Origin of the sequence: Cedecea neteri (assembly GCF_000757825.1) — a bacterium.
In the GTDB taxonomy this organism is placed as follows: Bacteria; Pseudomonadota; Gammaproteobacteria; order Enterobacterales; family Enterobacteriaceae; genus Cedecea; species Cedecea selenatireducens.
Genome location: NZ_CP009451.1, coordinates 4,492,210 through 4,517,313 on the forward strand (window position 1 = coordinate 4,492,210; position 25,104 = coordinate 4,517,313).

The 25,104-nt window shown below is 53.2% G+C and carries 21 protein-coding genes, 3 tRNA genes and 1 pseudogene; 17 read left to right on the plus strand and 8 right to left on the minus strand.

The window, feature by feature from the left end; all coding sequences use genetic code 11:
• Positions 1–332: 332 nt before the first annotated feature.
• The 4 genes from amyA to fliD form a co-directional block, all read right to left on the minus strand.
• Positions 333–1,820, minus strand: coding sequence for an alpha-amylase (gene amyA / locus JT31_RS20780; protein ID WP_038481638.1), 1,488 nt, complete (start codon positions 1,818–1,820; stop codon positions 333–335).
• A 69-nt stretch (positions 1,821–1,889) separates the two neighbouring features.
• Positions 1,890–2,252: a flagella biosynthesis regulatory protein FliT gene (fliT, locus tag JT31_RS20785; protein ID WP_038481641.1), complete on the minus strand. Its 363-nt coding sequence runs from the start codon at positions 2,250–2,252 to the stop codon at positions 1,890–1,892.
• Positions 2,252–2,662, minus strand: coding sequence for a flagellar export chaperone FliS (fliS, locus tag JT31_RS20790; RefSeq protein ID WP_038481644.1), 411 nt, complete (start codon positions 2,660–2,662; stop codon positions 2,252–2,254). Before fliS ends, fliT begins: the two co-directional genes overlap by 1 nt.
• A gap of 9 nt (positions 2,663–2,671) precedes the next feature.
• On the minus strand, positions 2,672–4,093 hold the full coding sequence (gene fliD / locus JT31_RS20795; protein ID WP_038481647.1) for a flagellar filament capping protein FliD: 1,422 nt from the start codon (positions 4,091–4,093) through the stop codon (positions 2,672–2,674).
• A gap of 400 nt (positions 4,094–4,493) precedes the next feature.
• Here fliD and JT31_RS20800 point away from each other — a divergent pair.
• The 4 genes and pseudogenes from JT31_RS20800 (at position 4,494) to JT31_RS20815 (ending at position 11,533) form a co-directional block, all read left to right on the plus strand.
• Positions 4,494–5,331 (plus strand): annotated as a pseudogene (locus JT31_RS20800) (flagellin).
• 200 nt (positions 5,332–5,531) lie between these two features.
• The gene (locus tag JT31_RS20805) at positions 5,532–6,959 is read left to right on the plus strand and encodes a hypothetical protein (protein ID WP_038481650.1); all 1,428 of its coding nucleotides are present in this window, start codon (positions 5,532–5,534) and stop codon (positions 6,957–6,959) included.
• A gap of 24 nt (positions 6,960–6,983) precedes the next feature.
• A complete protein-coding gene (locus JT31_RS20810; protein ID WP_038481653.1) occupies positions 6,984–10,352 on the plus strand; it encodes a methyltransferase domain-containing protein in 3,369 nt (1,122 codons plus the stop codon).
• 41 nt (positions 10,353–10,393) lie between these two features.
• A complete protein-coding gene (locus JT31_RS20815; protein WP_038481656.1) occupies positions 10,394–11,533 on the plus strand; it encodes a DegT/DnrJ/EryC1/StrS family aminotransferase in 1,140 nt (379 codons plus the stop codon).
• 47 nt (positions 11,534–11,580) lie between these two features.
• On the opposite strand, the gene JT31_RS20820 is transcribed toward JT31_RS20815, so the two are convergent.
• A complete protein-coding gene (locus JT31_RS20820) occupies positions 11,581–12,297 on the minus strand; it encodes a class I SAM-dependent methyltransferase (RefSeq protein ID WP_038481659.1) in 717 nt (238 codons plus the stop codon).
• A gap of 10 nt (positions 12,298–12,307) precedes the next feature.
• On the minus strand, positions 12,308–13,258 hold the full coding sequence (locus tag JT31_RS20825) for an ATP-grasp domain-containing protein (RefSeq protein ID WP_052049032.1): 951 nt from the start codon (positions 13,256–13,258) through the stop codon (positions 12,308–12,310).
• A gap of 391 nt (positions 13,259–13,649) precedes the next feature.
• Between JT31_RS20825 and fliA the strand changes: the two genes are divergently transcribed.
• The 6 genes from fliA (at position 13,650) to tcyN (ending at position 18,403) form a co-directional block, all read left to right on the plus strand.
• On the plus strand, positions 13,650–14,369 hold the full coding sequence (gene fliA, locus JT31_RS20830; RefSeq protein ID WP_008453816.1) for an RNA polymerase sigma factor FliA: 720 nt from the start codon (positions 13,650–13,652) through the stop codon (positions 14,367–14,369).
• Positions 14,370–14,407: 38 nt separating this feature from the next.
• A complete protein-coding gene (gene fliZ / locus JT31_RS20835; RefSeq protein ID WP_038481662.1) occupies positions 14,408–14,953 on the plus strand; it encodes a flagella biosynthesis regulatory protein FliZ in 546 nt (181 codons plus the stop codon).
• Between the two features lie 85 nt (positions 14,954–15,038).
• On the plus strand, positions 15,039–15,839 hold the full coding sequence (gene tcyJ, locus JT31_RS20840) for a cystine ABC transporter substrate-binding protein (protein WP_038481665.1): 801 nt from the start codon (positions 15,039–15,041) through the stop codon (positions 15,837–15,839).
• 119 nt (positions 15,840–15,958) lie between these two features.
• Complete coding sequence (gene dcyD / locus JT31_RS20845; RefSeq protein WP_038481668.1) at positions 15,959–16,945, plus strand: D-cysteine desulfhydrase; 987 nt, start codon at positions 15,959–15,961, stop codon at positions 16,943–16,945.
• 40 nt (positions 16,946–16,985) lie between these two features.
• Positions 16,986–17,654, plus strand: a complete 669-nt coding sequence (gene tcyL, locus JT31_RS20850; RefSeq protein ID WP_038481671.1) for a cystine ABC transporter permease — start codon at positions 16,986–16,988, stop codon at positions 17,652–17,654.
• A complete protein-coding gene (tcyN, locus tag JT31_RS20855; protein ID WP_038481674.1) occupies positions 17,651–18,403 on the plus strand; it encodes an L-cystine ABC transporter ATP-binding protein TcyN in 753 nt (250 codons plus the stop codon). The genes tcyL and tcyN overlap by 4 nt, the downstream gene beginning before the upstream one ends.
• A gap of 20 nt (positions 18,404–18,423) precedes the next feature.
• Here tcyN and JT31_RS20860 read toward each other — a convergent pair whose 3' ends face one another.
• On the minus strand, positions 18,424–19,785 hold the full coding sequence (locus tag JT31_RS20860) for a CoA transferase (RefSeq protein ID WP_038481677.1): 1,362 nt from the start codon (positions 19,783–19,785) through the stop codon (positions 18,424–18,426).
• Positions 19,786–19,938: 153 nt separating this feature from the next.
• On the opposite strand from JT31_RS20860, the gene sdiA reads away from it, so the two are divergent.
• Positions 19,939–20,661: a transcriptional regulator SdiA gene (gene sdiA, locus JT31_RS20865; RefSeq protein WP_038481680.1), complete on the plus strand. Its 723-nt coding sequence runs from the start codon at positions 19,939–19,941 to the stop codon at positions 20,659–20,661.
• 56 nt (positions 20,662–20,717) lie between these two features.
• Here the strand turns inward: sdiA and JT31_RS20870 are convergent, their stop codons facing one another.
• Positions 20,718–20,942, minus strand: coding sequence for a DUF2594 family protein (locus tag JT31_RS20870; protein ID WP_038481683.1), 225 nt, complete (start codon positions 20,940–20,942; stop codon positions 20,718–20,720).
• Positions 20,943–21,428: 486 nt separating this feature from the next.
• On the opposite strand from JT31_RS20870, the gene uvrY reads away from it, so the two are divergent.
• The 6 genes from uvrY to JT31_RS20900 all read left to right on the plus strand — a co-directional run bounded on the left by uvrY (position 21,429) and on the right by JT31_RS20900 (position 24,981).
• Entirely contained in the window at positions 21,429–22,085 is a 657-nt protein-coding gene (uvrY, locus tag JT31_RS20875) for a UvrY/SirA/GacA family response regulator transcription factor (RefSeq protein ID WP_038481686.1), read from the plus strand.
• Positions 22,078–23,910 (plus strand): excinuclease ABC subunit UvrC, encoded by a 1,833-nt coding sequence (gene uvrC / locus JT31_RS20880; RefSeq protein WP_038481689.1) that lies wholly within the window; start codon positions 22,078–22,080, stop codon positions 23,908–23,910. The genes uvrY and uvrC overlap by 8 nt, the downstream gene beginning before the upstream one ends.
• 57 nt (positions 23,911–23,967) lie before the next feature.
• Positions 23,968–24,516, plus strand: a complete 549-nt coding sequence (pgsA, locus tag JT31_RS20885; RefSeq protein WP_038481692.1) for a CDP-diacylglycerol--glycerol-3-phosphate 3-phosphatidyltransferase — start codon at positions 23,968–23,970, stop codon at positions 24,514–24,516.
• 167 nt (positions 24,517–24,683) lie between these two features.
• A tRNA-Gly gene (locus tag JT31_RS20890) sits at positions 24,684–24,759 on the plus strand.
• Between the two features lie 50 nt (positions 24,760–24,809).
• Positions 24,810–24,883, plus strand: a tRNA-Cys gene (locus JT31_RS20895).
• Positions 24,884–24,895: 12 nt separating this feature from the next.
• Positions 24,896–24,981 (plus strand) — tRNA-Leu (locus JT31_RS20900).
• Positions 24,982–25,104: the final 123 nt, after the last annotated feature.

Consider the following 25,104-nt stretch of genomic DNA (forward strand, 5'->3'; position numbering starts at 1 on the left):
AAGAAGCGAGGCACGGTTCCGGCTTAAATCGCCTCCGTTTTCTCTCCGACTGACCAGGGGCCGGGCGTCGGGAACGGCCGGAGGCTGAGAGCGTCGGGAACGCATCTCAGCCGACCCAGGACTGGGAGATAAAACGGAGGTCTGCCGCTTCAGCGGTCGATTTATTTGGCCGGGAGTCCGGGTTCTTAGGGGAGTGACGGTGACTCCCCTAAGACGTTCACCGGTACGGGAGCTACAGAAAACACTGCACAGGAAGTGAACGGAATCTTTATCCAGCGCCACATAATTGTGGGTATTAATGATTAATAGGCAATGCGCCAGGTGAAGCTAAATCACAACACATCCTCCAGCACCCAAACGCTGACGCTTCCACCGTTACAGGCAAAGGTTGCGCTCCCGCTTTTATCGGTATGCACCGTTTCTTCGCGGTTACCCAGGTAATCACGCCAGTTTTTTTCGCCGAAGTTTTCGCCTAATGTGACGGTTTTCTCGCCGTCATCACCGTTGGACATGATAACCACGCAGCCCGGCGCTTCTGCCGTGCCGCTGCGGCTAAAGCCAATGCAGTTAGGGTGATCGAACCACAAAGTCTGCACGCCGTGGGCAAAGCGCTCCCTGGCATGAATCAGGTCATCCAGTTGCTCAATGACCGGCATGTCGATGTGGTAGTTCTGGCCGTCTCCGCCTTCATCGTCGTAGCTCGCGCCGAACAGATCAGGGTAGAACACCGACGGCACGCCATTTTCACGCAGCAGGATCAGCGCATAGGCCAGCGGCTTAAACCAGGCCTCTACGGGGGCCTCAAGCGCCTGTAGCGGCTGCGTGTCGTGGTTAGCCACCAGCGTGACGGCGTGGAACGGATCGGCTTCAACCAGCGTACCGGTGAAAATCTGGCTCATGTCATAGTCGCGGCCAAGCCTCGATGCCTCATGGAATTTCATCTGCAGCGGGGTGTCAAACAGCATCGTTTTGCCCTCGACCTGAGATATGTATTCCTGCAGTTTGTCCACTTCATGTGACCAGTATTCGGCCACGATAAACAGCGGCTGTTCCGCCACCTGCTGGACGTGCTCAATCCACTCTTTGTAAAACCAGGCGGGGATGTGTTTGACCGCATCCAGCCGGAAGCCGTTGCAGTGTGTTTGCTCCATGACCCAGCGTGCCCAGTACTTTAGCTCTTCGGTCACCGCGTGGTTGCGAAAGTCGATATTTTCGCCCATCAGGTAGTCGAAATTGCCCAGCTCGTCGTCAACCTGGTCGTTCCAGCCTTCGCCGGTGTAGTCGTTGATGATTTTAAAAATGCCGTCTTCGTCGGGGTTTTCAATGTGGTCTACGCCGTTAAAGCATTTGTAGTCCCAGATAAACTGCGAGTATTGCCCTGCGCGGGCGGGGAAGGTGTAGCGCGTCCAGGCCTCACATTCTATGACCTCCGGCGAGATGTCGTTGCGGTTGTCTTCGTTGACCCTGTTGACGCGGATCCGCTCTTTTTCATCGGCGCCCATTTTGTGGTTGACGACGACGTCCAGCAGCACAGAGATATTGTTGTCCCGAAGGGCGTTTATCGCCGACAGCAGCTGGGTTTTATCCCCATACTTGGTAGGCACGCTGCCTTTTTGGTCGAATTCGCCGAGGTCGAAAAGATCGTAGCAGTCGTAGCCCACCGAATAGCCGCCAGCGCTGCCTTTATAGGCGGGAGGGAGCCAGACCATGTTGATGCCGATGTCGCTGAGGCTGGCCGCACGGTCTGCGACTTCTGACCAAAGCGTTCCGTCGCCGGGGGAATACCAGTGGAAAAACTGTAACAGGGTGGGGTTAGTCATCTCGTCCGTGCTCCAGAAGTCATTTAGCTGACCTCTGGAGTATGGAATAAGAAACGTGATTCAGCAGGTTTACTGATTCAAATCGCTCGGCATCAGGACGTTGCCGGAAAGAAATCCGTAGGTATTGTTCAGCGACTTTTGACGACCGCTTTGGTCAATAAGATCTCGTAACTCATTAAGCCTGCTATGAAGCAGCGTTTTGATCTGATTTTCATTAGTGAGAATCATATCGAGTAACGCCTTTGCTTCTTCCTGGCTTCTGTTGCTGGCCTGAGCGATGGGATTATTAGCAATCGCCTCCACCAGCTGTACGTACTTTACTTCTTGTTCAATCAACTCATCCCACTTTCCAGAATGAGCAAGGTCAAGCATGGTTTGACTGAGGGCATGAAGGGCATACCACTCATTTAGGGATGAGATGAAATCATTCATCAGATAGCATCCTGAAATGTAGAGGAAGAGGGGCCGATTTGTTTCCATGCATCTGCAATATTGGCGAGCAATTGCTCTACTTCGCTGATTGCGTCGGCATCATTACGCAAGTTAGCGTGCAGGAGACGCCGCACCATATAGTCATAAAGATTCGCAAGGTTACCGGGAAGTTCCCCTCCGATATCCATATTCAGACCTGCTTTTAGTCCGTTATCAATGATGTTAATGGCTTTGGAGAGCGCCTCTCCCTTTTGTGGCATTTGCCCCTGTTCCAGAAACAGGCGGGCTCGTACAAGGGCACTGAGTGCCCCGTCGAACAGCATGACCACGAGCTGGTGTGGACTGGCACTCATAACGGCGCTTTCCAGACCGACCTGTTGATAGGCTTGTACACCAGAACTCTTGTACATATTACATCCTTAACTTTTGTTGAACTGCTGCGCCAGGTAGTTCCCCGTATTGGTCATCTGGCTGACGAGGTTTGCCAGGGAAGTAAACTGAGCCTTATAGCGAGCCATGGTGGCGTCGATACTGTCGCTCATATCCTGTTTACGATCTGCTACAGTTTTCAATGTTGAGGTCAGGCCATCCTGCGCGTTTTTAATAACCCCGGCGTTGATGGAACTGGTGCTCAGCATGTTGTTCAGTTTGGTGTCCAGCTGGGTTGCAAAACCGGTGGTTTTGCCGTCACCCACGAAGTAGTTGATCACGCCCTGTGGGTTATCACTCAGCGCTTTAGTCAGCTTGGCGTCATCCACTTTCAGCGCGCTGGAGCCATCAGGTGCCAGCACCGGATCCTGGCTAATCCCTAGCTGCGCCATAATGCTGAAATCGCCGCCCTGAACCTGCGTCAGCATGCTGCGAATATCAGCCTGAATACCGCGAACGGTGCTGTCGCCGACCAGCGCGCCGTTGCTGCTATCCTGTGCCGCACCCGGCGTCACTTTCACATACTTGGTGACGGTCGCAATCGTTGACTGCAGGGTGTTATAGGCTTTTACCCAATCGTTAATGACTTTTTTGCTGGCATCGGTTGTGCGCGTCACGCTCAGCGTTTCGTCGGCGGTGCTTTTTGCTTTCAGGTTCAGGGTTACGCCTGGCATAGCATCGCTAATGGTATTGCTCTGACGCTCAATCACCACGCCGTTTACCGAGACTTTGGCATTTTGCGACGGCGTTTGCTCGCTCAACGCGCCAGATTTGGTGGCAGAGTTGTAGCCAATCACGCCCTGTAGCTGGTCGTCACCGGTGACGGTCACGGTCATATCTGAATTAGCGCCGGTGCTCTTGGACGTCAGCATCAGGCGGTAATCACCATCGTTGGCTTTAACGACGGAGGCTGAAACATTTCCGTTGGCCCCATTGATCGCTTTCGCAATACCGTTTAAAGAGGTATCAGAATCGGAAAGCGTCACGTTCAGTGGGGTCGTCGTCCCAGGCTGCGTGATGGTAAGCGTACGCGTTCCGCCCGTCGTCGCCCCTTGCTGTGCAGTGTTGCTGGCGATACTGCCGGACATTAATACCTGGCCTTTCGCCAGCTGCTGTACGTTAACCGTATAGTCAGAAAGAATGGCATCGCTGGTCGTCGTGGCACTGAATGCAGTGTTCGTGCTGCTCACGGACGTTGCCAGCAGGGCACCGCTTTTGGTCAGCGCTGCCGTCGCCGTTTCCAGACCCGATATCGCCGTTTTTAATTGACCAAAGGCACTAAACTGAGCTTGATAAGTTTTGGTCTGCGTATCAAAAATGGTTAATTTTGTCTGCTCTGCCGTATAAAGCTTATCGTAAGTGTCCTGGAGGTTCAGGGTCGTGCCTGCTCCAAGGCTAGAGATCGATGCCATTGATGTCTTCCTTTAAGTCGCTGGTAGTTTCATTAACTTATCGGCTGACTCGGTGAAAAGTTTACAGCCAGGTAAAAAAAATAATCAGCCGAATAGCAGGCCGCGGATCGGCCTTATATGACGATTGTCGGAAAAGACGCCTTCATTAATAGCGTGGCTGATGGGCCTTAGTGGCGCAAAGATATATTTTCGAACGGGCAATAAACGCATTATAAAAGTGTAAGGAAGGTGAGGTCAGGAACCAAGGGTGAAATTAATTTCCTTTTAATTCAATGGGTTGAATTTTTTTTATCATTAAATCTAAAGTTGGAACAGAGGGCGTCGATAACCTTGTTGACGGTGAGAGACGCCGTGAGTGTTAGGCACCGAACCTAAACCCAATTTTTAAGGAATTAATACTATGTCCGTAATCAATACTAACCTGCTGTCCCTGACTACTCAGAACAACCTGAGCAAATCTCAGTCTTCACTGGGTACCGCTATCGAGCGTCTGTCTTCCGGTATGCGTATCAACAGCGCGAAAGACGATGCTGCTGGTCAGGCGATTGCCAACCGTATGACTTCCCAGGTTAAGGGTATGACTCAGGCGGCCTCGTAACGCTAACGACGGTATCTCTCTGGTTCAGACCGCTGAAGGTAACCTGAACGAGATCAACACCAACTTACAGCGTATCCGTGAACTGTCCCTGCAGGCTGCTACCGATACCAACGGCACCACTGACCTGAAATCTATCCAGACTGAAATCACCCAGCGTCTGTCTGAAATCGACCGTATCTCTGGCGGTGCTTCTTTCAACGGCAAAAACCTGCTGGACGGTTCTGTCTCTACTGGTCTGAATATCCAGGTTGGCGCTAACACCACCTCTAACGATACCATCGTTATCGGCAGCGACTCTCTGATCAACGCCTCTTCCGCTAGCCTGAGCGCTGGCCTGAGCACCGCGATCACCGACCACTCAACTGCACAGGCTGTTGTTTCTGCTGCTGATGCTGCTATCGCGAAAATCGATACCGCACGTTCTAACATGGGTGCGATTCAGAACCGTTTCGAATCCACTATCAACAACCTGAACAACTCCATCACCAACCTGTCTGCTGCTCAGTCCCGTATCCAGGACGCTGACTACGCGACCGAAGTATCCAACATGAGCCGTGCGCAGATCCTGCAGCAGGCTGGTACTTCCGTACTGTCTCAGGCAAACCAGGTTCCACAGGCAATGCTGTCCCTGCTGCGTTAATTTCGCAGGCCGCTACAAGAAAGGTTGCTGGAAACAGCAGCCTTTTTTTGTTTTTGTCGAAAATAGCGGGCAGCAGGGCTTTTTTAATATGAAGGATAAGGCGTTAATTTCGGTTTTGTTCAGCGCATTATGCCTACTGCTCGAGTGCTAGCATCAGACAATCACCCGTCTGGCAAAATAGTGCAATCTAAAGGACAGTTATGAACAGTTTCTCCCGCACTCGGGCCCTGCATCAATATTACCGCGATCTGTTTACCCGTGCGATTCACCTGCCTGAAGCCGATGCTTTACCCGCGTGGCTGGTGACGGAAGTCCTGAATTTTGCCAATTCTGATTTTGCCGCTCTCGAAGATAAATTAAACCAGGCGCAGACCGGACTTAACCCAGAAAAAGACAGAGCGCTCAAGCTGATGACGCGGGCGATTATTCTGGCCAATGCGGCGCTCTACAAACGGCCTGGAGAAAAGTCTACGGCGGTTGAAGCGGCGAATGTTGAAAAAATAACGCAATTTATCGTTGAGGCACTGAAGCTCGACGGGAATAAAAACTATCTGGTTGCAGCCGTTCAAATTCTATTTCGTATTAATGAAATCAATTCTACCGTTTTCCTTATTTCTAATAATCTTTCCGAGCTCAGTGATTCACCGGTCGCGTTAAAAATCTTATTGCTTATCTGTCTGATGGAAGAAGATTTTAATCAGGCTTATGTCATTATTCAGCAGCTTACCGAGAATATGGCGCTGATAGGCGAAGATCCTATGGCGCTGCTGATGGTCGTCACGACTATCTACAAACTGGGTGGCCGCCCGGATTCCTTTATCGATTTTAGCCCGTTAGCCGTGCACGACTGGCAGCCTGACGCTGGCCGCTATAGCTGGTTAATTGAGCCGGCAAACAATCATAAAACGACCGTGCTGGTTGGGTGTGATAAAGCCTATTTTACCGCCCATGGCCTGCCGCTGCTGCTCTCCCTCTTCGACACCAATCGCAACGAGCTCAACGTTCATTTCCATATTTATAACTGCGATGCTGGCCTGGCGCAGCAAATTGCTTCGCTCCACGAGGCGATGCCCGAGCTGGCTATTTCCTTAAGCAGCGAGACGTTTAATCCAGGCGCGGCCGACAGAGCACACTTCGCCAGCCGTCGGCTGGTCTTTTTGTCACATGCGCTGGAAAAACTGACTTCTCCTGTGCTGTTGCTCGACGCCGATAGCCTCGTCAGAAAGTCGTGGGCAGAGGTGAAGGGGCAGTTAGACGCCAAAGATTTGCTGCTGACCTGGGATGACAGGGCGCCGTTCTGGGAATCAATTCTGGCGGCATGTCTCTATTGTGAAGGGGGCGAGCTGTCGACGAAATACCTGGCAGCCGTTGCCCGGTTTATCGATCTCAATTTGCAAAACAACAACGCCGAATGGTTCCTCGATCAGGTGGCGCTGGCCGTCGTAGAAAATGAGCTTAGCGCGCTGGAAAAAATGGCGATAGGCCGCGTTCAGGTGGACACGCTGGTGGATGCGGAACACGGCGAGGATGCGTTTAGCTGGGTACTGAGTCGCTCCGATGCCGAGAGCGAAGAGTATCGTCGATACAAAGCGTCGCTGTTGGAAAAGTACCGCGCGTTAATCGGTTGAGTCAGAGTTTAATTTCTCAAAATAATGGATAAGCGTAACGTGAGTCAGTATTACCCGGATCATCGTATTTCGCCCGCAGCTATTCAGGCTGCAGCCTCTCTCTACCATCTGTCCACGGTGGGGCCCGAGTGTGCCCGCATCCTTGAAATAGGGTGCGGTGAGGGAATGAGCATTGCGGCCCACGCGCTGGCGTACCCGGAAAGTCAGGTGATAGGGATTGATATTGATGAAAGCCTTATTGCCGCCGGACAGCGCCATATCCAGGCATTGGGGCTGAGTAATATTGAGCTGTTCACCGCCGGGCTGAGCGATATCCTGGGCATCGAGGGCGGGGAATTTGACTACATCCTGGTGCGCGGCGTTTTCTCTTTACTCGGCAGTCAGGAGCGAGAAGCGCTTTTGCTGTGGTGTCGGCAAAACCTGTCTGCATCCGGCGTTATCTGCCTGCACTGGTATCCTTCCACCGGTGACCACGAGACGGCGGCTATCCGCGATGCTCTTAGCTACCATGCTGCGCGTGATGGCAATAGCGATCCTGAAGCACAGGTCAATGCTGCGCGCGGCATGCTGAGCTATCTGGCGATGACCCTGCCGGAAGGCATGCTTAAAGTCCGGATTGAAGAGGCCGAGAAAGAGAGCGACCTCTCCCTGACCCTGCGCTATCTCTCTCCTGGCACGGCATCCCTGTCGTTTAGCGAATTTTGCCATCAGGCCAGCGAGCTGGGATTGAGCTATGTCGGCGATGCGGTGCCTCAGTATGAGTTGCCGCATTCCTATGGTGAAAAAGTGGCGGCGTTACACGCCCTGGTTGCCGGGCAGCAACGCATTGCCGCCCAGCAATATCTGGACTTTGCGGTATCGCGCCGCGAACGCTTCAGCCTGCTTAGCGCGACCAGCGCAGAGCAACATTTCCCGGCATTACCGGACAGCTCTCGCCTCGACGCGCTTTATTGGGCCGGGAACTTTAGCCGCAAAATGAACGAGCACGGCAATATATTGAACGGCCATGTTGGCGGCAATGGGCAGCTGTCGAGCAGCGAAAACCCGGTGACTTTACGTGTGCTGGATGTGCTGGGGGCCGCCTGGCCATTCAGCCTGAGCTTTGAACAACTGGTCATTAACTGTCGTCAGCCGGAAGATAACGCTGACGTTCGGGCAGCGGTGCTGAAAGTGCTGGAAGACTTGTTTGTTATTCAGCCTTCCGGCCTGTACTGGAGCTGCACTCCGCAGGCGTACGATCGGGCTGAGAATGACACGTTGGAGGCTATTTCCCCGCTTAAAAACGGTGAGTCTGAAGGGAATGCCCCGCAGATATTTCAGAACCTCCGGGGAGAGGAGTTCTCTCTGACGCCCGAAGAATGGCGCTACTTGCAACAGGGTTTGACCGGCGTGGATGCGCAAGCGTGGCAGTGTTTTATGTCACTGCGTAATAAAGGCGCGCTGACGGGCACCTCGATGGCATGGAAAAAGCAGTACCAGCTTTTTTTACGTACGGGAAATAGACAATTTTTGCTGCCGCTGTTGAACACTTTGCTGCTGCTTAGCGTTTCGGAACAGCGGGGAGGCTTGCTCAGTAAAGACGTGAATGACTTACCCCAGCGTGAATCAGAGGGTGGGGAAGATATTTATGACCGGATTAACCATTTAATTGGTGAGAAAAAGATTCAGAATGCAAAAACGCTGGCTGAGCAACTGCTGATAGAGAACCCGGAAGATATTGCCGCGCTTCGCTGCTATTCGCGAACCCTCGTGTTATCCAATCGCTGGGAAGAGGCCATTGAGGTTCTTTGCCGCCTGATGGGGCACTATTTCTCAAGTCTGGATATTTATTACGACCTGGCGACAGGCTTACAGAAAACAAACAAGCATTATTACGCCATTACCCTCTTGCAGGGCCTGCTGAGGCTGGAAGATAACAACGTTAATTTTTGGCATAGCCTGGCCTACTCTTATTACCAACTGGGCGAAATGTCGCTGGCGGAAAAATGTTCTCGCGCCTCGCTGCGCAGCGAGGGGGTAAAGGCAATTCACTATGCCACCATGGGCGTGATTCTCAGCGACAGTCAAAAACTCGATGAGGCGGCCTGGTTCCTTAACAAAGCCATAGAGCTTGATCCGAGCCATTTTGATTACTTTACCGCGCTGCTTTTTGCCATGACCCACGATCATAAGGTGACGGCAGAGCAGCTCTTCCAGAAACACCAGCAGTACGGTGAGGCGGTGGGGAAATGGGCTAAAGACTGTAATCTACAGCTGCCCTACCGTGGCAAAAAAGATCCTGATAAAAAACTGCGCGTGGGCTTTGTTTCCGGGGACTTACGTAAACATCCTGTGAGCCACTTCTTAGAGCCGTTCTGGGATGGGCTGGACAGAGAACATTTTGAGCTTGTGGGCTACAGCGTCTCTTATGTCCATGACGAGGTCACCGACCATCTTGCAGCCGGCTCGGTGCTGTGGCGACAGGTGGACAGGTTAAGTAACCAGCAGCTTGCCGAGCAAATTTATCAGGACGGGATTGATATCCTGTTCGATCTCTCCGGGCATACCTCAGACAACCGGCTACCGGCGTTTGCGCTGCGCCCGGCCCCGGTGCAAATCTCCTGGATTGGTTACCCTGGGACGACCGGTTTAAGCACGATGGATTATCGCATTGTGACCGCGACCCTTGCTGAGCCAGCCGATCTTGAACAGCAGCTGACCGAAAGCATCATGTTTATTGAGATGCGTAAGTTCTTTGAGCCCGATCCGCAAAGTCCTGATATTGCGCCACTCCCGGCGCTTAAAAATGGCTATCTGACCTTCGGCAGCTTCAATCGTCCTAAAAAAATCAACGATGAAGTGCTTAGGGTCTGGGCCACTATTCTGACGCAGTGTCCTGACGCCAAATTTATTATCGGTTTTATGAACGATGAAAAAATGGTGGCCGGGATGACGAGGAAGCTCGAACGGCTGGGTATTGACCCGTCGCGCCTGATTTTCAAGAAAAGAGCGCCGTTGCTCGATTATCTGGCCTACCACCATGAAATAGACATTTTGCTTGATGCGTTTCCTTATTCTGGCGGCACCACAAGCAACCATGCCTGCTGGATGGGCGTGCCGACGCTGACGCTCTGTGGCGCAACGATGGCTGCCCGTCAGGGCGTCGATATTATGCGTATTCATGGGCTGGAGGAGTTTATTGCCTACGGCGAAGAGGATTACATCCGGAAGGCATTGAGCTGGCAAGACCGGGTCGCCGAACTCAGTGAAATACGTCTGACGATGCGTGACAGAATGCCGACGGAAACCGCGGATGGCTTTAACGTCGCGGACACCTTTGGGCGAGCGTTGCGGGAAGCATGGCGAATTTACTGTGCCGGTGAAGCACGCCGGACGTTCACCGTATTGGAATAAGGCGCGGGTGCGCGCCAACTGGTTTCACACCGAGGTGTACTATGAAAAATATTTTTGTCACCAGCCCTCTGCTCCCGCCGCTTGAGGAGTTTATTCCTTACCTGGAGCAAATCTGGGGAAATAAATACCTGACTAACAACGGGCCTTTTCATCAGCAGCTTGAGCAGGCGCTAGCCGATTATCTGGGTGTAAAACACCTTTCGCTGTTCTCAAACGGCACGCTGGCGCTGCTCACGGCGTTTCAGACGCTGCGATTGAGCGGGGAAGTCATTACCACGCCTTACTCCTTTGTCGCCACCTCGCACAGCCTTTTGTGGAACGGCCTGACGCCGGTATTTGCCGATATAAATCCGCAGACTTTTAATATCAACGCCGACAGCATTGAAGCACTGATCACGCCACAAACCAGCGCCATTATGCCGGTGCATTGTTATGGCATTCCTTGCGAAGTGGATAAAATTCAGCGTATCGCCGATACCTACGGGCTGAAGGTCATTTATGATGCCGCCCACGCGTTTGGCGTCAAGCAGAACGGCAGCAGCATCCTGAACTGCGGCGATCTTTCGATCCTGAGTTTCCACGCCACCAAGGTGTTCAATACCATTGAGGGCGGGGCGATAATTTGCCCGGATGCCAGAACCAAAAAACGCATCGACTATCTGAAAAACTTTGGTTTTGCTGATGAAACCACGGTGATAGCGCCGGGAATCAACGCCAAAATGAATGAAGTTCAGGCGGCCTTTGGTCTGCTGCAGCTGCAGCATATTGATGCGGCGTTAGCGGCTCGGGCGGCTATCTATCAGCGCTATTGTGAAGGTCTGGCAGACATTCCAGGCATCGAACTTTACACCCCAGAGGGCGATTTCGAGTGGAATCATGCTTATTACCCGATCCTGGTCGATGCGCGCTTCCCTATTGCCCGTGACGCGCTTTATGACGCGCTGAAAGAAGAGGGGATCTATTCTCGGCGCTATTTCTATCCGCTCATCAGCTCCTTCGCCATGTACCGCCATCTGCCTTCTTCCGCGCCGGAGCATTTACCCGTGGCCAACGAGATTGCGCAAAAGGTACTTTGCCTGCCGATTTTCCCGGACATGAGCGAGGAGGAACAGCAGAGAGTTATTGCCGCAGTGCGCAGAATTGGTCTGCCTCTGAAGGTAAAGGGGTCTGCTGCGGCTTAATGGTGTAGGGAAGGTTAAAGGGCTTTGTCAAAAGCCCTTTTTTACGATCAAAGTTCAGCGATACACATCAGGCGTTCACTGCGCGCTAAATAGCGATGTCCGCAGAGTTTAAACATGCTGTTAATTAGCAGAGGGTTGTGCAGACCGTGACGGATAAGCCAGTCTTCATGCGTTTTCTTGCCTTTACCCACCGGAATAATCGTCACTTTCCTGGCGACCTTGCCGAGGATCTCCTGCATCTGGTCGACGGTAAAGAAGCGAATATTAAACAGCGAGTCGCTTTCTTTTTTCGAGTTAAAGTAATTAACGAACGGCTGATTATGGGCGTTATGCACGGTAACGATCATGCGGCCTTTGGTGATGCGAGCCTGCTCAATCGCCATTTTCTGGATGTCTTCGTCTGAGAACAGCACCCAGAACCCGTTGTGGTAGGTCAGGTCAAAATGCTTATCCGGATATTGCAGATTGAAGGCATTCATCACGGAAAAACGGTCCTGCAGCGATGGATAGAGCTTTTTCGCCAGGCTTACTGATTCAGGTGAAAAGTCTATGCCGTGGCCTTCCACGCCTCGTTTGGTCAACTGGACGATGTCGCGAAAGCTTCCGGCGGCAATCTCCAGAACCCGTTTTTCACCGCTCTTTCTGACCGCGTCGATATAGTAGGCATGGCGGATATCATTTTGATAATGGTCAAAAATACCCTGCCATTTATTGTCCCAGTCCTCGGCAGTGATCAGTTTTGCAGGCTCGGTAGTTTGGCTCATTTCTCTATCCTTAACTTGAATGCTCGGCGACATAGTGGCGAGTAAAAATGGCATTTTGCACCACGGTGGAGGGCTGAACAGGCCGCCCGGTGAAGCAATGAAGATGGTTAATAATCATGTCGTAGCCAGCCATGACGGAAAACTCCACGCCGGCGGAGAAACGAGGATTAATATCCATCAGATAATCCCCCTTCGCATGGCGCATAAACTCAATATTGATGCAGCCGTTCAGGTCGAGCAGGCGGGCGACCTCGGTGGCTTTGGCTACTAATGCCTCATCGGCGACCATTTCTACGGTCAATCCTGCCCCGTTGGCGGTGCGCAGCAGCTCTTTACGGGCAACCGCAGCGCACTCGCCGCTGGCCTGACTACGCACCAGATCGATGACATGTACCTCGCCCGGCAGAAAAGGCTGAACAATCCACTCTTTGCCTGGAAGGCGATGCTGCAGTTCCAGAAATTCGCTTTCAGTCTCAATACGGCGCTGGCCTTCGCTACTGCGGCCGTCACGACGTTTCAGCATTACCGGAAAACGCAAGCCCTGTAGCGGGACGTCAGCCAGCAGGAAGGTTGGAAGAGGCTGAATATCAGCAGACAGAGATAACTTTTGGCTCCAGCTAAACTTATCCCGGGCAAGCGACACGGATTTCGCTGACATCAACGCCAGCGTTGATGAGGGGATTAATTTATCGCGATGTAAGGAGAGCGTGTCCACTTCAACATCGGTGAGCGGAATAATCAGGTCTATTTTGTGGCGATCGCACAGTGCATTGATGCTTGCAAGATAGGCGGTAGGATTATCCGCTCGGGGAACCTGGCTAAAATCATCCACCAGGCGTGAAGCGTAAAGCCATTCAGCAGGATAAATATCGCACCCAAATACGCCATGATTCGCTCGCCGGAGCGCTGCAATTACGGCTTTAGCCGACATTGAGCCGATGGCCGTAATTAAAATATTCATGGTCGTGACCTGCCTTGTCATCGATGCGGTTCACCCGAGAGGGGACCTGTCGTCGCGGTATTGTAACAATATGGATATTTACCACTTTAAGATAAAAATAGCCGGACTCAGGCACTGAATAACAGGGCTTTTTACACCCTTTTTACGCGATAGATTCTTCGGCTTTATTAAAGAAGTCCCGCTATAGTATCTGGCGTTAATATTTAACAACCAATTGATACTTTTAAGTAAGCCTGAACATGATTTGCCATCGTTAATGGTTAAAATCCTGGGGGCTTATTCTGCTGTAACCTCCAAATAACCCCCCATTTCACCCACTATTCATCCGATTAAAACCCCTGCAGAAACGGATAATCATGCCGATAACTCAACTAACGCAGGGCTGTTTATCGTGAATTCACTGTATACCGCTGAAGGTGTAATGGATAAACACTCGCTGTGGCAGCGTTATGTACCGCTTGTGCGTCACGAAGCATTGCGCCTGCAGGTACGTCTGCCGGCGAGTGTGGAGCTCGACGATCTGCTACAGGCAGGCGGCATCGGGTTGTTGAATGCAGTCGAACGTTACGATGCCCTGCAGGGAACGGCATTTACTACCTACGCGGTGCAGCGCATCCGTGGGGCGATGCTTGATGAGTTGCGCAGCCGTGATTGGGTGCCGCGAAGCGTCAGGCGTAACGCTCGCGGTGTGGCACAGGCGATTGGTCAACTGGAGCAAGAGCTGGGGCGTAACGCTACCGAGACGGAAGTCGCGGAGCGGCTGGACATCCCGCTCGAAGAGTATCGCCAGATGTTGCTCGACACCAATAACAGCCAGCTCTTCTCTTATGATGAGTGGCGTGAAGAGCACGGCGATAGTATTGAACTGGTCACCGAGGAACACCAGCAGGCAAACCCGCTACAGCAGTTACTGGACAGTAATCTGCGCCAGCGCGTGATGGAAGCCATTGAAGCTTTACCTGAACGCGAGCAACTGGTGCTGACGCTTTATTACCAGGAAGAGCTGAATCTCAAAGAGATTGGGGCGGTGCTTGATGTGGGTGAGTCGCGAGTCAGCCAGTTGCATAGCCAGGCGATCAAGCGTTTGCGCACCAAGCTGGGTAAGTTGTAGGGAGTGCCGCACAATTATCTGACGACCTGGGAATTATCATGACGGTGCAGCAGTCAAAAAGACGGCCATTAAGCCGCTATCTCAAAGATTTCAAACACACCCAGACACATTGTGCCCATTGCAGTAAGCTGCTCGACCGCATCACGCTCACGCGCAGCGGGGTCATTATCAATAAGGCCACCATCGCTCAGCTTGATACGCTTATTGATGAAGCCACCTGGCTTATCGAGCAGAAAGAGTGGATGGCGCTGTGTCGTTTTTGCGGTGATTTGCACTGCAAAGAACAAAACAACTACTTCGATATTATTGGCTTCAAACAGTATCTGTTTGAGCAGACCGAAATGAGCCACGGGACGATTCGCGAATATGTGGTTCGTCTGCGCCGGCTTGGTAACCATCTGAGCGAGCATAAAGTTCCGCTTCCCGGCTCGCTGCAGGGCCTGCTGGATGAGACGCTGGACGCCTGGCTGCCCCGCACCAGCACCAACAATTACCGCATTGCGCTAAGAAAATATTGGCAATTCCAGGTGCAGGGACATGCGATCCCGCGTCAGGAAATTAGCGCAACCTCCGATATATACTAAATTTGCATAAGTTGTAGCGGACTGGTTTTGATATATTCCGGACCTGCCCGCTACACTACAAAAAATGTAAATATTCGGGGTAAACATGAAACTAACAATGATGGGACGCCAGGCGCTGATGGGCGTGCTGGCCGTAGCGCTGGTGGCCGGTGCGAGCGTCAAAACCTTCGCGGCTGAAAATCTTCTTAATAAAGTGAAAGAGCGCGGCACGCTGCTGGTTGGGCTGGAAGGAACCTATCCTCCGTTCAGCTTCCAGGGAGATGACGGCAAGCTGACCGGCTTTGAAGTTGAATTTGCCGAGCAGCTGGCCCAGCATCTTGGCGTCAAAGCGGCGCTGAAGCCGACCAAGTGGGACGGCATGCTGGCTTCTTTAGACTCTAAACGTATCGACGTGGTGATAAACCAGGTCACCATCTCCGACGAACGTAAGAAAAAATACGACTTCTCTACCCCTTACACCATCTCCGGTATTCAGGCGCTGGTGAAAAAAGGCAACGAAGGCAGCATTAAAACCGCGGCCGATCTGAAGGGCAAAAAAGTGGGCGTGGGTCTCGGGACTAACTACGAGCAGTGGCTGCGCGAAAACGTGCCGGGCGTAGATATTCGTACCTATGACGATGACCCAACCAAATATCAGGATCTGCGCGTGGGCCGTATTGATGCGATCCTGGTCGATCGTCTGGCCGCGCTGGATCTGGTGAAGAAAACGAAAGACACGCTGGCGGTAGCGGGCGATGCGTTCTCCCGTCAGGAAGCTGGCGTTGCCGTGCGTAAAGGCAACGAGGATCTGCTGCAGGCCATCGACGCGGCTATCGCCGGGATGCAGAAAGACGGTTCTCTGGCGAAGCTTTCCGACAAGTGGTTTGGCGCGGACGTAACCAAATAACGCTCTATCACGGTGAAAAAGGTGCTGATTTCAGCACCTTTTTTTATTTATCGTAGAGAGGGAAGCCGCCACTCTGGTGCATAATGAAACTGGATATCGATCTCGGCTCAGGAGGCCCTATGTCACTGCATCACTTAACGCGTTTTCCACGTCTTGAATTTATTGGCGCGCCGACGCCGCTGGAGTATTTGCCACGCTTTTCTGACTATCTTGGCCGTGAAATCTATATTAAACGTGATGACGTGACGCCGATGGCGATGGGCGGCAACAAGCTGCGCAAGCTGGAGTTTCTGGCGGCCGACGCGCTGCGCGAAGGCGCCGATACGCTGGTTACCGCCGGGGCTATCCAGTCCAACCACGTTCGCCAGACGGCGGCGGTGGCGGCGAAGCTTGGGCTGCACTGCGTGGCGCTGCTCGAGAACCCAATCGGGACCCGCGCGGAAAACTACCTGACCAACGGTAACCGCCTGCTGCTCGATCTGTTTAATGTTGAAGTCGAAATGTGCGAGGCGCTGAACGCCCCGGACAAGCAGCTTGAAGCGGTGGCTACGCGCCTGGAAGCTCAGGGGTTCCGGCCTTATGTTATTCCGGTGGGCGGCTCTAACGCGCTTGGCGCATTAGGCTATGTCGAAAGCGCGCTGGAAATCGCCCAGCAGTGTGAAGGTGCGGTGAATCTGTCATCCGTGGTGGTCGCATCCGGCAGCGCGGGCACGCACGCAGGCCTGGCGGTTGGCCTTGAGCAGCTTATGCCCGACGTTGAGCTGATTGGCGTTACCGTTTCCAGAACCGTGGCGCAGCAAAAGCCAAAGGTCGTCGCGTTGCAGCAGGCCGTGGCGCACTCTCTGGAAGTGAGCGCCGCAAGCGATATCATCCTGTGGGATGACTACTTCGCGCCGGGCTACGGCACGCCGAATGAAGAAGGCATGGAAGCGGTAAAACTGCTGGCCAGGCTCGAGGGTATTTTGCTGGACCCGGTTTATACCGGCAAAGCGATGGCCGGGCTTATCGACGGCGTGGCACAAAAGAGATTCAAAGATCAGGGGCCAATCGCCTTTATTCACACCGGCGGAGCACCCGCGCTATTTGCCTACCATCCGCACCTGTAAGCAATGGGCGCAGGCCAGGATTTGATAATCGGGAATTACCATGCAAGAAAGTTTGCAACTGGTGCTGGACTCAGCACCGTATCTGCTTAAAGGGGCGGTCTTTACGCTGCAGCTGAGTATCGGCGGAATGTTCTTCGGCCTGATCCTCGGTTTTATGCTGGCGCTGATGCGCCTGTCGGCGTTTTTACCGTTTTCGCTACTGTCGCGTTTCTATGTCTCAATATTTCGCGGCACGCCGCTTATCGCCCAGCTCTTTATGATTTATTACGGGCTGCCGCAGTTTGGCATCGAGCTGGACCCGATCCCCTCAGCGATGATCGGCCTGTCGCTCAATACCGCGGCGTATGCCTCCGAAACGCTGCGTGCGGCCATTTCGTCCATTGATAAAGGGCAGTGGGAAGCGGCGGCCAGTATCGGCATGACGCGCTGGCAAACGCTGCGGCGCGCGATTCTGCCACAGTCCGCCCGCGTGGCATTACCTCCGCTGGGCAACAGCTTTATCAGCCTGGTGAAAGATACCTCCCTGGCGGCGACGATTCAGGTGCCCGAGCTGTTCCGCCAGGCGCAGCTGATTACCTCGCGCACGCTGGAAGTCTTTACCATGTATCTCGCCGCCTCCCTGGTGTACTGGGTGATGGCGACGGTGCTCTCCGCGCTGCAGAACTATTTCGAAAATCAGCTTAATCGCCAGGACAGGGAGCCGAAATGAGCGCCATCGACGTAAAAAAACTGGTGAAAAAATTCCACGGTCAGACGGTGCTGCACGGCATCGATCTCGACGTCAAGCCGGGTGAAGTGGTGGCGATAATTGGCCCCAGCGGCTCGGGAAAAACAACGCTGTTGCGCAGCATCAATCTGCTTGAAGAGCCGGAAAGCGGCCTCATTCAGGTGGGCGACATCACGATCGATGCCGGGCAGCCGCTGGCGAAGCAGAAAGAGAAGATTCGCCAACTGCGTCAGCAGGTAGGCTTCGTGTTCCAGAACTTCAATCTGTTTCCACACCGCACGGTGCTGGAAAACATTATTGAAGGCCCGGTCATCGTTAAGGGTGAGCCGAAAGAAGAAGCCATTGCCCGGGCGCGAGAGCTGCTGGTGAAGGTGGGGCTCAGCGGGAAAGAAACCAGCTATCCACGTCGTCTGTCCGGCGGGCAGCAGCAGCGTGTGGCGATTGCCCGGGCGCTGGCAATGCGCCCGGAGGTTATTCTGTTTGATGAACCCACGTCGGCGCTGGATCCTGAGCTGGTGGGGGAAGTGCTGAACACCATCCGCCAGCTGGCGGAAGAGAAGCGTACGATGGTCATTGTGACCCACGAAATGAGCTTTGCCCGCGACGTGGCCGACCGCGCCATTTTTATGGACCAGGGTAAAATCGTGGAGCAGGGGCCGGCCAAAACGCTTTTTGCCAACCCGCAGCAGCCTCGTACTCGCCAGTTCCTGGATAAGTTTTTGACCCAATAAACCGTTTTTTTTTCGCTACATCACCACCAGGCGGCTTTCGCCGAGCCGAGCGCCGCCGGTGGTGTGGCCCAGATAACCGGCGTGCCCGCCAGCATAAGGGGGAACTTCAACCGGTTGCCCATCCCAAACTCGGACCACTCGATCAGCGGCTGGAAATCATGCGTATTGATTGCCGCAAGCGCGGGATGGTCACCTGCCTGCTGCGACATCAATAACGCGGCCGTGCGGGCGAGGGACAGGCGGGCGCTATATCCCCGATGCTGTTCATGCCGTACCTTTAAGCCTTTAAGCACCGCCGCAGCAATGAGATAGCCCGTGGCGTGATCCAGGGCCTGAACGGGCAGCGGGTGAGGGCGCTCTGTTTTTTTCCAACGCTGTCCTGCCCCGGCAATGCCGCTGGACATTTGCACCAGGCTGTCGAAGCCTCTTCGGTTCCGCCAGGGGCCGCGCCACCCCCAGGCGTTGAGCGAAACGTCTACCAGCCCCGGCGAGATTGCCTGCACGGTTTCGGCGTCAAAGCCCAGCGATTCCAGCGCGTCCGCTCGGTAGCCGTGCACCAGGACATCCGCTTCGCCAAGCAGGGCTTTGAACTGCTCCCGTCCCCCGGAGGACTTGAGGTCGAGCCTCGCGCATCTTTTCCCAGGCGTGACTTCCTCGACAAGCGTGGGCTCTTCCCATTCCGGCGGGTCGAGGCGCAGTACCTTCGCGCCCAGGCCGGCTAAAAAACGTGTGCCGACCGGCCCGGCAATAATGCGGGTGAGATCCAGGACCTGAATGCCGGCCAGCGGGCGAGCAGGTGGCAAAGTCAGTTCGGGGCGGGAGGCCTCAGCGTGGTACTCCTGCCAGAATAACGGCTCTGCTGAAACGGTTTTCCCGTGCGGGTGTTTGAGCCATTCGTCGTGGGTCAGCATCGCGGCGGCGCATCCGCCTGCAGCCACTATCGCCTCTTCAAGCTCGGTTTTTCCCCAGTGAGCGACCTGCTGCGCGAGTGTGGCTTTATTTTTACTGACGCCCAGCACGCGTTCCATTGCCTGCCTGTGGTGCGCCGCGTTGGTGTGTAGCCGCACCCAGCCGTCCGCCGTGGCGTAATCCCCGGCAAATTCATCCCATAATGCTGCCGGAGCGCGGTTAACGGGAAAGTGGCTGGCGGAAAACCAGTACGAGGCAAGTCTCTGGTCTATAGAAAGAGAGGCATTCGGGCGAGAGAGCAGCGCTTTGAGCGCGATTCCTGCGGTAGCGATACTGGCGGCGGCGAGTTCGGTAACAGGAAAACAGGATATGAGTGCACCTTCGCCGCTCACAACGACCGGGCTGGAAGGGATGCCCAGCCCCTGTTCCTGACTCATTGCGGCCAGGAGGGAGGAAAACGAGGATTTAACCATACAGAGCTCCAGTAAATTTTTCCTGACATATGTAAAAACCGAATAATTGTGCCTGAATGACAATAAATCACATTAATTGCTTTAATAAATGTGTTAGCTTATTACATTCTATTAATGAAATACTTTTTAGCGCCGGGAGAAACGCCAGATATAATGCTGGAACGTGACTTTTTTAGCTGGCGACGGGAAGCACTCGAACTTTTCCTGTCAATTACCCAGGCCAGCGAATTACAAACTTTAGTTCAACAACAAACTCAGCGCCTGGAGTTTGATTATTTTTCGCTGTGCGTTCGGCACCCGGTGCCATTTACACGGCCTAAATTATCCTTGCAGAGTTCTTATCCACAAAAATGGTTAGAGTGGTATGTGACTGAAAACTATTTTGCTATTGATCCGGTATTGAAACAGTCTAATTTCATGCGTGGGGAAATAATCTGGAGCGACGCCTTGTTTGCCGAGTCTCGTGAGCTTTGGGACGCCGCGCGCGACCACGGCCTGGCGACAGGCAGGACTCACTGCGTGATGTCGCCTAACCGCACGGCTGGTTTTCTCTCCGTTTCGCGCTCAAACGTACGCCCGGATGTTTTGCCTGAAGACGAACTGGGGCTGCGGCTTGGCTACATTGCAGAACTGAGCATGGCGACGCTAACGAGGCTTGACGATCCGTCGGTTGAAATACTGGATATGAAGTTCAGCAGGCGTGAACGGGAGATTTTGCAGTGGACGGGTGAGGGGAAAACGTCGGCAGAAATCGCGATTATTCTGTCAATTTCTGAGAATACGGTGAACTTCCACCAGAAGAATATGCAGAAGAAATTCAACGCGCCAAACAAGACGCAGATAGCGTGTTACGCCGCAGCGATGGGAATTATTTGAGCCTGCAGCGCAGGTCCTGACGGCTGGAGAACCCAGATTCTGCCAGCCGCCCCGGCTTATTGACGGTAAGCCTGTTTAATTTGCTGAACGGTATTACCGAATACTTCAGCCTGAGCCTGGTCTTCCAATTGAGCGATCTGTTTTTCCATTTTCAGGATAACTCGGCCCGCATCAGCCTGGCCCATAGCCTGCAGCATCAGGGTTAACAGCGTTTTCAGACAGGTGACTTCTTGTGCCAGTTCGCTGGTGTTGTCGGCGGTGGAAAAATCAGGAGTGCTCATTTACTTTCCTCAATGCTTAGTTAGTACGAATGCTTGCCATTATGCACCGTGATATTCATAAGGCGGCGGAGTATACCATAAGCTTTGAAAAAATTATTCATGTTCAGCCGTGGAAAGGCGTGCGAATGTTTACGGTAATAAACAATACGCGCAGAGGTTATTCGTGGCGGTGGGTGAGGGGAGTAAAAACAATTTGTTTCGTTCTCGTTTAACTAACGTTAAATAAATCGAGAGAATACGATTTTCATTCTCGATAATGATCTCACTCTGGTAATTAGCTGTTTTTTAATCAGAGAATAATAGCGAGCCGCTGGATTTTAGAAAGTTGATGTGTGCCGCAGAAACGCTCCCGAAAGTAAAGATATATTCTCCTTTTAAGGTAGCACAACGTGCTCACTGCAATTTGGATTTTAATGTTGCCAGAAAAACGTTAATATATGACCAATTAGCTATCAGCAGCGTTATCCCTTTCTGGAGAATAGCCCTTTGATCAACGTTCTTCTTGTTGATGACCACGAACTGGTGCGCGCAGGGATACGACGCATTCTGGAAGAGATTAAAGGCATCAAAGTCTCGGGTGAAGCGAACTGCGGTGAGGATGCCATTAAATGGTGCCGCAGCAACCCGGTCGATGTCGTGTTAATGGATATGAATATGCCGGGGATCGGCGGCCTGGAAGCCACCCGTAAGATTGCCCGTTACTCTTCAGATATCAAAGTTATCATGTTGACTATCCATACCGAGAATCCGCTGCCTGCGAAAGTGATGCAGGCCGGCGCGGCAGGTTACCTGAGCAAAGGCGCGGCGCCTCAGGACGTGGTTAACGCGATTCGCTCCGTCAATGCGGGCCAGCGTTACATCGCCTCCGACATTGCCCAGCAGATGGCCTTAAGCCAGATAGAGCCCGAGGCGGAATCCCCCTTCGCCAGTTTGTCTGAGCGTGAATTACAGATTATGCTGATGATCACCAAAGGCCAGAAGGTCAATGAGATCTCTGAGCAGCTTAATCTCAGCCCTAAAACGGTGAACAGCTACCGCTATCGGATGTTTAGTAAACTGAATATCAGCGGCGACGTTGAGCTGACACACCTGGCTATCCGCCATGGGTTATTCAACGCGGAGACGTTAATCAGTAGTGAGTGACACTTTCGATTCCCGGGCTTTTCTCAAGACGGTAACCAGCAAGCCCGGCGTCTATCGCATGTACGATGCCGGCAGCACCGTTATCTACGTCGGCAAAGCCAAAGACCTGAAAAAACGCCTTTCCAGCTACTTCCGTACAAACCTCGCGAGCCGCAAAACCGAGGCGCTGGTGGCGTTGATTCACCACATCGACGTCACGGTGACCCACACCGAAACCGAAGCCCTGCTGTTAGAGCACAACTACATCAAGCTCTATCAGCCTCGCTACAACGTGCTGCTGCGTGACGATAAATCCTATCCTTTTATCTTCCTGAGCGCGGACAGCCACCCGCGGCTGGCCATGCACCGCGGCGCGAAGCATGCGAAGGGTGAATACTTCGGCCCGTTTCCTAACGGCTATGCCGTGCGCGAAACGCTGGCGCTGCTGCAAAAGGTTTTCCCGATTCGTCAGTGCGAGAACAGCGTTTATCGCAACCGCTCCCGGCCTTGTCTCCAGTATCAAATCGGACGCTGTCTCGGTCCCTGCGTTGCAGGTCTGGTAACGGAAGATGACTATGCTCGTCAGGTGGATTATGTCCGTCTGTTTTTAGCCGGGAAGGACGATCAGGTGCTGACGCAGCTTATCGGCCGTATGGAAGAGGCGAGCAAAAATCTTGAGTTTGAAGAGGCCGCCAGGATCCGCGATCAGATTCAGGCGGTAAGGCGCATTACCGAGAAACAGTTTGTTTCCAATACCGGCGACGATCTCGACGTTATTGGCGTATCGTTTGATGCGGGGATGGCCTGCGTTCACGTGCTGTTTATTCGCCAGGGCAAAGTGCTTGGCAGCCGTAGCTACTTCCCTAAGGTGCCAGCCGGTACCGAGCTGAGCGAAGTTGTCGAGACGTTTGTCGGCCAGTTTTATCTGCAGGGCAGCCAGATGCGCACGCTGCCTTCTGAAATTCTGCTTGATTTTGCGCTGGCGGATAAATCCCTGCTGGCGGAGTCGTTGAGCGAGCTGGCGGGCCGCAAGGTGAACGTGCAAACCAAACCTCGCGGTGACCGGGCGCGTTACCTGAAGCTTGCGCGTACCAACGCGGCAACGGCACTGGTAACCAGGCTTTCCCAACAGTCCACTATCCATCAGCGCCTGAAAGCGCTGGCTGAGGTGCTAAAACTTCCGGAAGTGAAGCGGATGGAGTGTTTTGATATCAGCCATACGATGGGGGAGCAAACTGTCGCTTCCTGCGTTGTTTTTGACAGCAACGGTCCGCTGCGGTCTGAATATCGCCGCTATAATATTACCGGCATTACGCCGGGCGATGATTATGCCGCCATGAACCAGGTGCTGCGTCGTCGCTACGGCAAGGCCATAGAAGAAAGCAAAATACCCGACGTTATCCTGATAGACGGCGGGAAGGGGCAGCTGGGGCAGGCGAAGTCCGTATTTGCCGGGCTGGACGTGCCCTGGGACAAACACCATCCTTTATTGCTTGGCGTGGCAAAAGGCAGCGACCGTAAAGCAGGGCTGGAAACGCTGTTCTTCGAACCGGAAGGTGAGGGGTTCTCTTTGCCGCCGGATTCTCCGGCACTGCATGTGATCCAGCACATCCGTGATGATTCACACGATCATGCGATTTCCGGGCACCGTAAAAAACGCGCTAAGGTGAAAAGTACCAGCTCGTTGGAAACCATCGAAGGGATCGGACCTAAACGCCGCCAGATGTTGCTGAAGTATATGGGCGGATTGCAACCGTTAATCAATGCCTCTATCGAGGAGATCGCAAAAGTGCCGGGCATCTCGCAGGCATTGGCAGAAAAGATCTACTACTCGTTGAAACATTAAGGGCTCTGTAGCAACATAGAGACAATTTCCACTTATGACAGATAGTTAACTGGCACTATGCGATTCAATATCCCAACACTGCTCACGCTGTTTCGTGTCATCCTTATCCCGTTCTTTGTGCTGGCGTTTTATCTGCCGTTCAATTGGGGCCCGTTCCTTTGCGCGTTCATCTTCTGGCTGGCGGCTATCACCGACTGGTTTGACGGTTTCCTGGCGCGTCGCTGGAACCAGAGCACGCGCTTTGGCGCATTCCTTGACCCGGTTGCTGATAAGGTGATGGTGGTCGTGGCTTTAGTACTGGTGGCGGAACACTACCATGCCTGGTGGGTGACCCTGCCTGCGGCAACGATGATCGCTCGTGAAATTATTATTTCCGCACTGCGCGAATGGATGGCGGAAATTGGCAAGCGCAGCCGCGTGGCGGTGTCCTGGATTGGCAAAACCAAAACCATGGCACAGATGCTGGCGTTGATCGGGATGCTGTGGCGGCCGAACATGTGGATCGAATACACCGGCATCGCGCTTTTCTTCGTGGCTGCGGTTCTGACCTTCTGGTCAATGTTCCAGTATCTTGCTGCGGCACGCGGCGATTTGCTCGAACCGTGATCTATCCGGCGCAAAATTCAGCAAACGATTCGTGGTGTTAGAAAATTTCATTGACTCATTGCGTCAGGTAAGTAGAATGCAACGCATCGAAAGGCAGCATGGCTAGCCGGAAGATAATAAAATCAAGTGATTAGCTTAACGGCCACCAACGGTCACTTGTACAAAATGCGGGAATAGCTCAGTTGGTAGAGCACGACCTTGCCAAGGTCGGGGTCGCGAGTTCGAGTCTCGTTTCCCGCTCCAGATTCAGGTAATAGAGTTTTCTGTTACCGCCTGAAAAGGCAAAAGATTTTGGCGCGTTAGCAAAGCGGTTATGTAGCGGATTGCAAATCCGTCTAGTCCGGTTCGACTCCGGAACGCGCCTCCAATTTCTTCCCGAGCCCGGATGGTGAAATCGGTAGACACAAGGGATTTAAAATCCCTCGGCTTATGGCTGTGCGGGTTCAAGTCCCGCTCCGGGTACCATGGGAATAAAAAGAATAAAATCAATGATAAGCAGTGTCGTGTAAACCACCTTCGGGTGGTTTTTTATTGCCTGCGATTTGCCTGCCTGAAATTAATCCCTTTGTTTTTTGTCCGTTTCCCTTA

Bases quoted from the DNA above. Each gene is read 5' to 3' on its own strand.
- amyA (WP_038481638.1), bottom strand. From the start codon at position 1,820: ATGACTAACCCCACCCTGTTACAGTTTTTCCACTGGTATTCCCCCGGC.
- fliT (WP_038481641.1), bottom strand. From the start codon at position 2,252: ATGAATGATTTCATCTCATCCCTAAATGAGTGGTATGCCCTTCATGCC.
- fliS (WP_038481644.1), bottom strand. From the start codon at position 2,662: ATGTACAAGAGTTCTGGTGTACAAGCCTATCAACAGGTCGGTCTGGAA.
- fliD (WP_038481647.1), bottom strand. From the start codon at position 4,093: ATGGCATCGATCTCTAGCCTTGGAGCAGGCACGACCCTGAACCTCCAG.
- JT31_RS20805 (WP_038481650.1), top strand. From the start codon at position 5,532: ATGAACAGTTTCTCCCGCACTCGGGCCCTGCATCAATATTACCGCGAT.
- JT31_RS20810 (WP_038481653.1), top strand. From the start codon at position 6,984: ATGGATAAGCGTAACGTGAGTCAGTATTACCCGGATCATCGTATTTCG.
- JT31_RS20815 (WP_038481656.1), top strand. From the start codon at position 10,394: ATGAAAAATATTTTTGTCACCAGCCCTCTGCTCCCGCCGCTTGAGGAG.
- JT31_RS20820 (WP_038481659.1), bottom strand. From the start codon at position 12,297: ATGAGCCAAACTACCGAGCCTGCAAAACTGATCACTGCCGAGGACTGG.
- JT31_RS20825 (WP_052049032.1), bottom strand. From the start codon at position 13,258: ATGAATATTTTAATTACGGCCATCGGCTCAATGTCGGCTAAAGCCGTA.
- fliZ (WP_038481662.1), top strand. From the start codon at position 14,408: ATGACGGTGCAGCAGTCAAAAAGACGGCCATTAAGCCGCTATCTCAAA.
- tcyJ (WP_038481665.1), top strand. From the start codon at position 15,039: ATGAAACTAACAATGATGGGACGCCAGGCGCTGATGGGCGTGCTGGCC.
- dcyD (WP_038481668.1), top strand. From the start codon at position 15,959: ATGTCACTGCATCACTTAACGCGTTTTCCACGTCTTGAATTTATTGGC.
- tcyL (WP_038481671.1), top strand. From the start codon at position 16,986: ATGCAAGAAAGTTTGCAACTGGTGCTGGACTCAGCACCGTATCTGCTT.
- tcyN (WP_038481674.1), top strand. From the start codon at position 17,651: ATGAGCGCCATCGACGTAAAAAAACTGGTGAAAAAATTCCACGGTCAG.
- JT31_RS20860 (WP_038481677.1), bottom strand. From the start codon at position 19,785: ATGGTTAAATCCTCGTTTTCCTCCCTCCTGGCCGCAATGAGTCAGGAA.
- sdiA (WP_038481680.1), top strand. From the start codon at position 19,939: ATGCTGGAACGTGACTTTTTTAGCTGGCGACGGGAAGCACTCGAACTT.
- JT31_RS20870 (WP_038481683.1), bottom strand. From the start codon at position 20,942: ATGAGCACTCCTGATTTTTCCACCGCCGACAACACCAGCGAACTGGCA.
- pgsA (WP_038481692.1), top strand. From the start codon at position 23,968: ATGCGATTCAATATCCCAACACTGCTCACGCTGTTTCGTGTCATCCTT.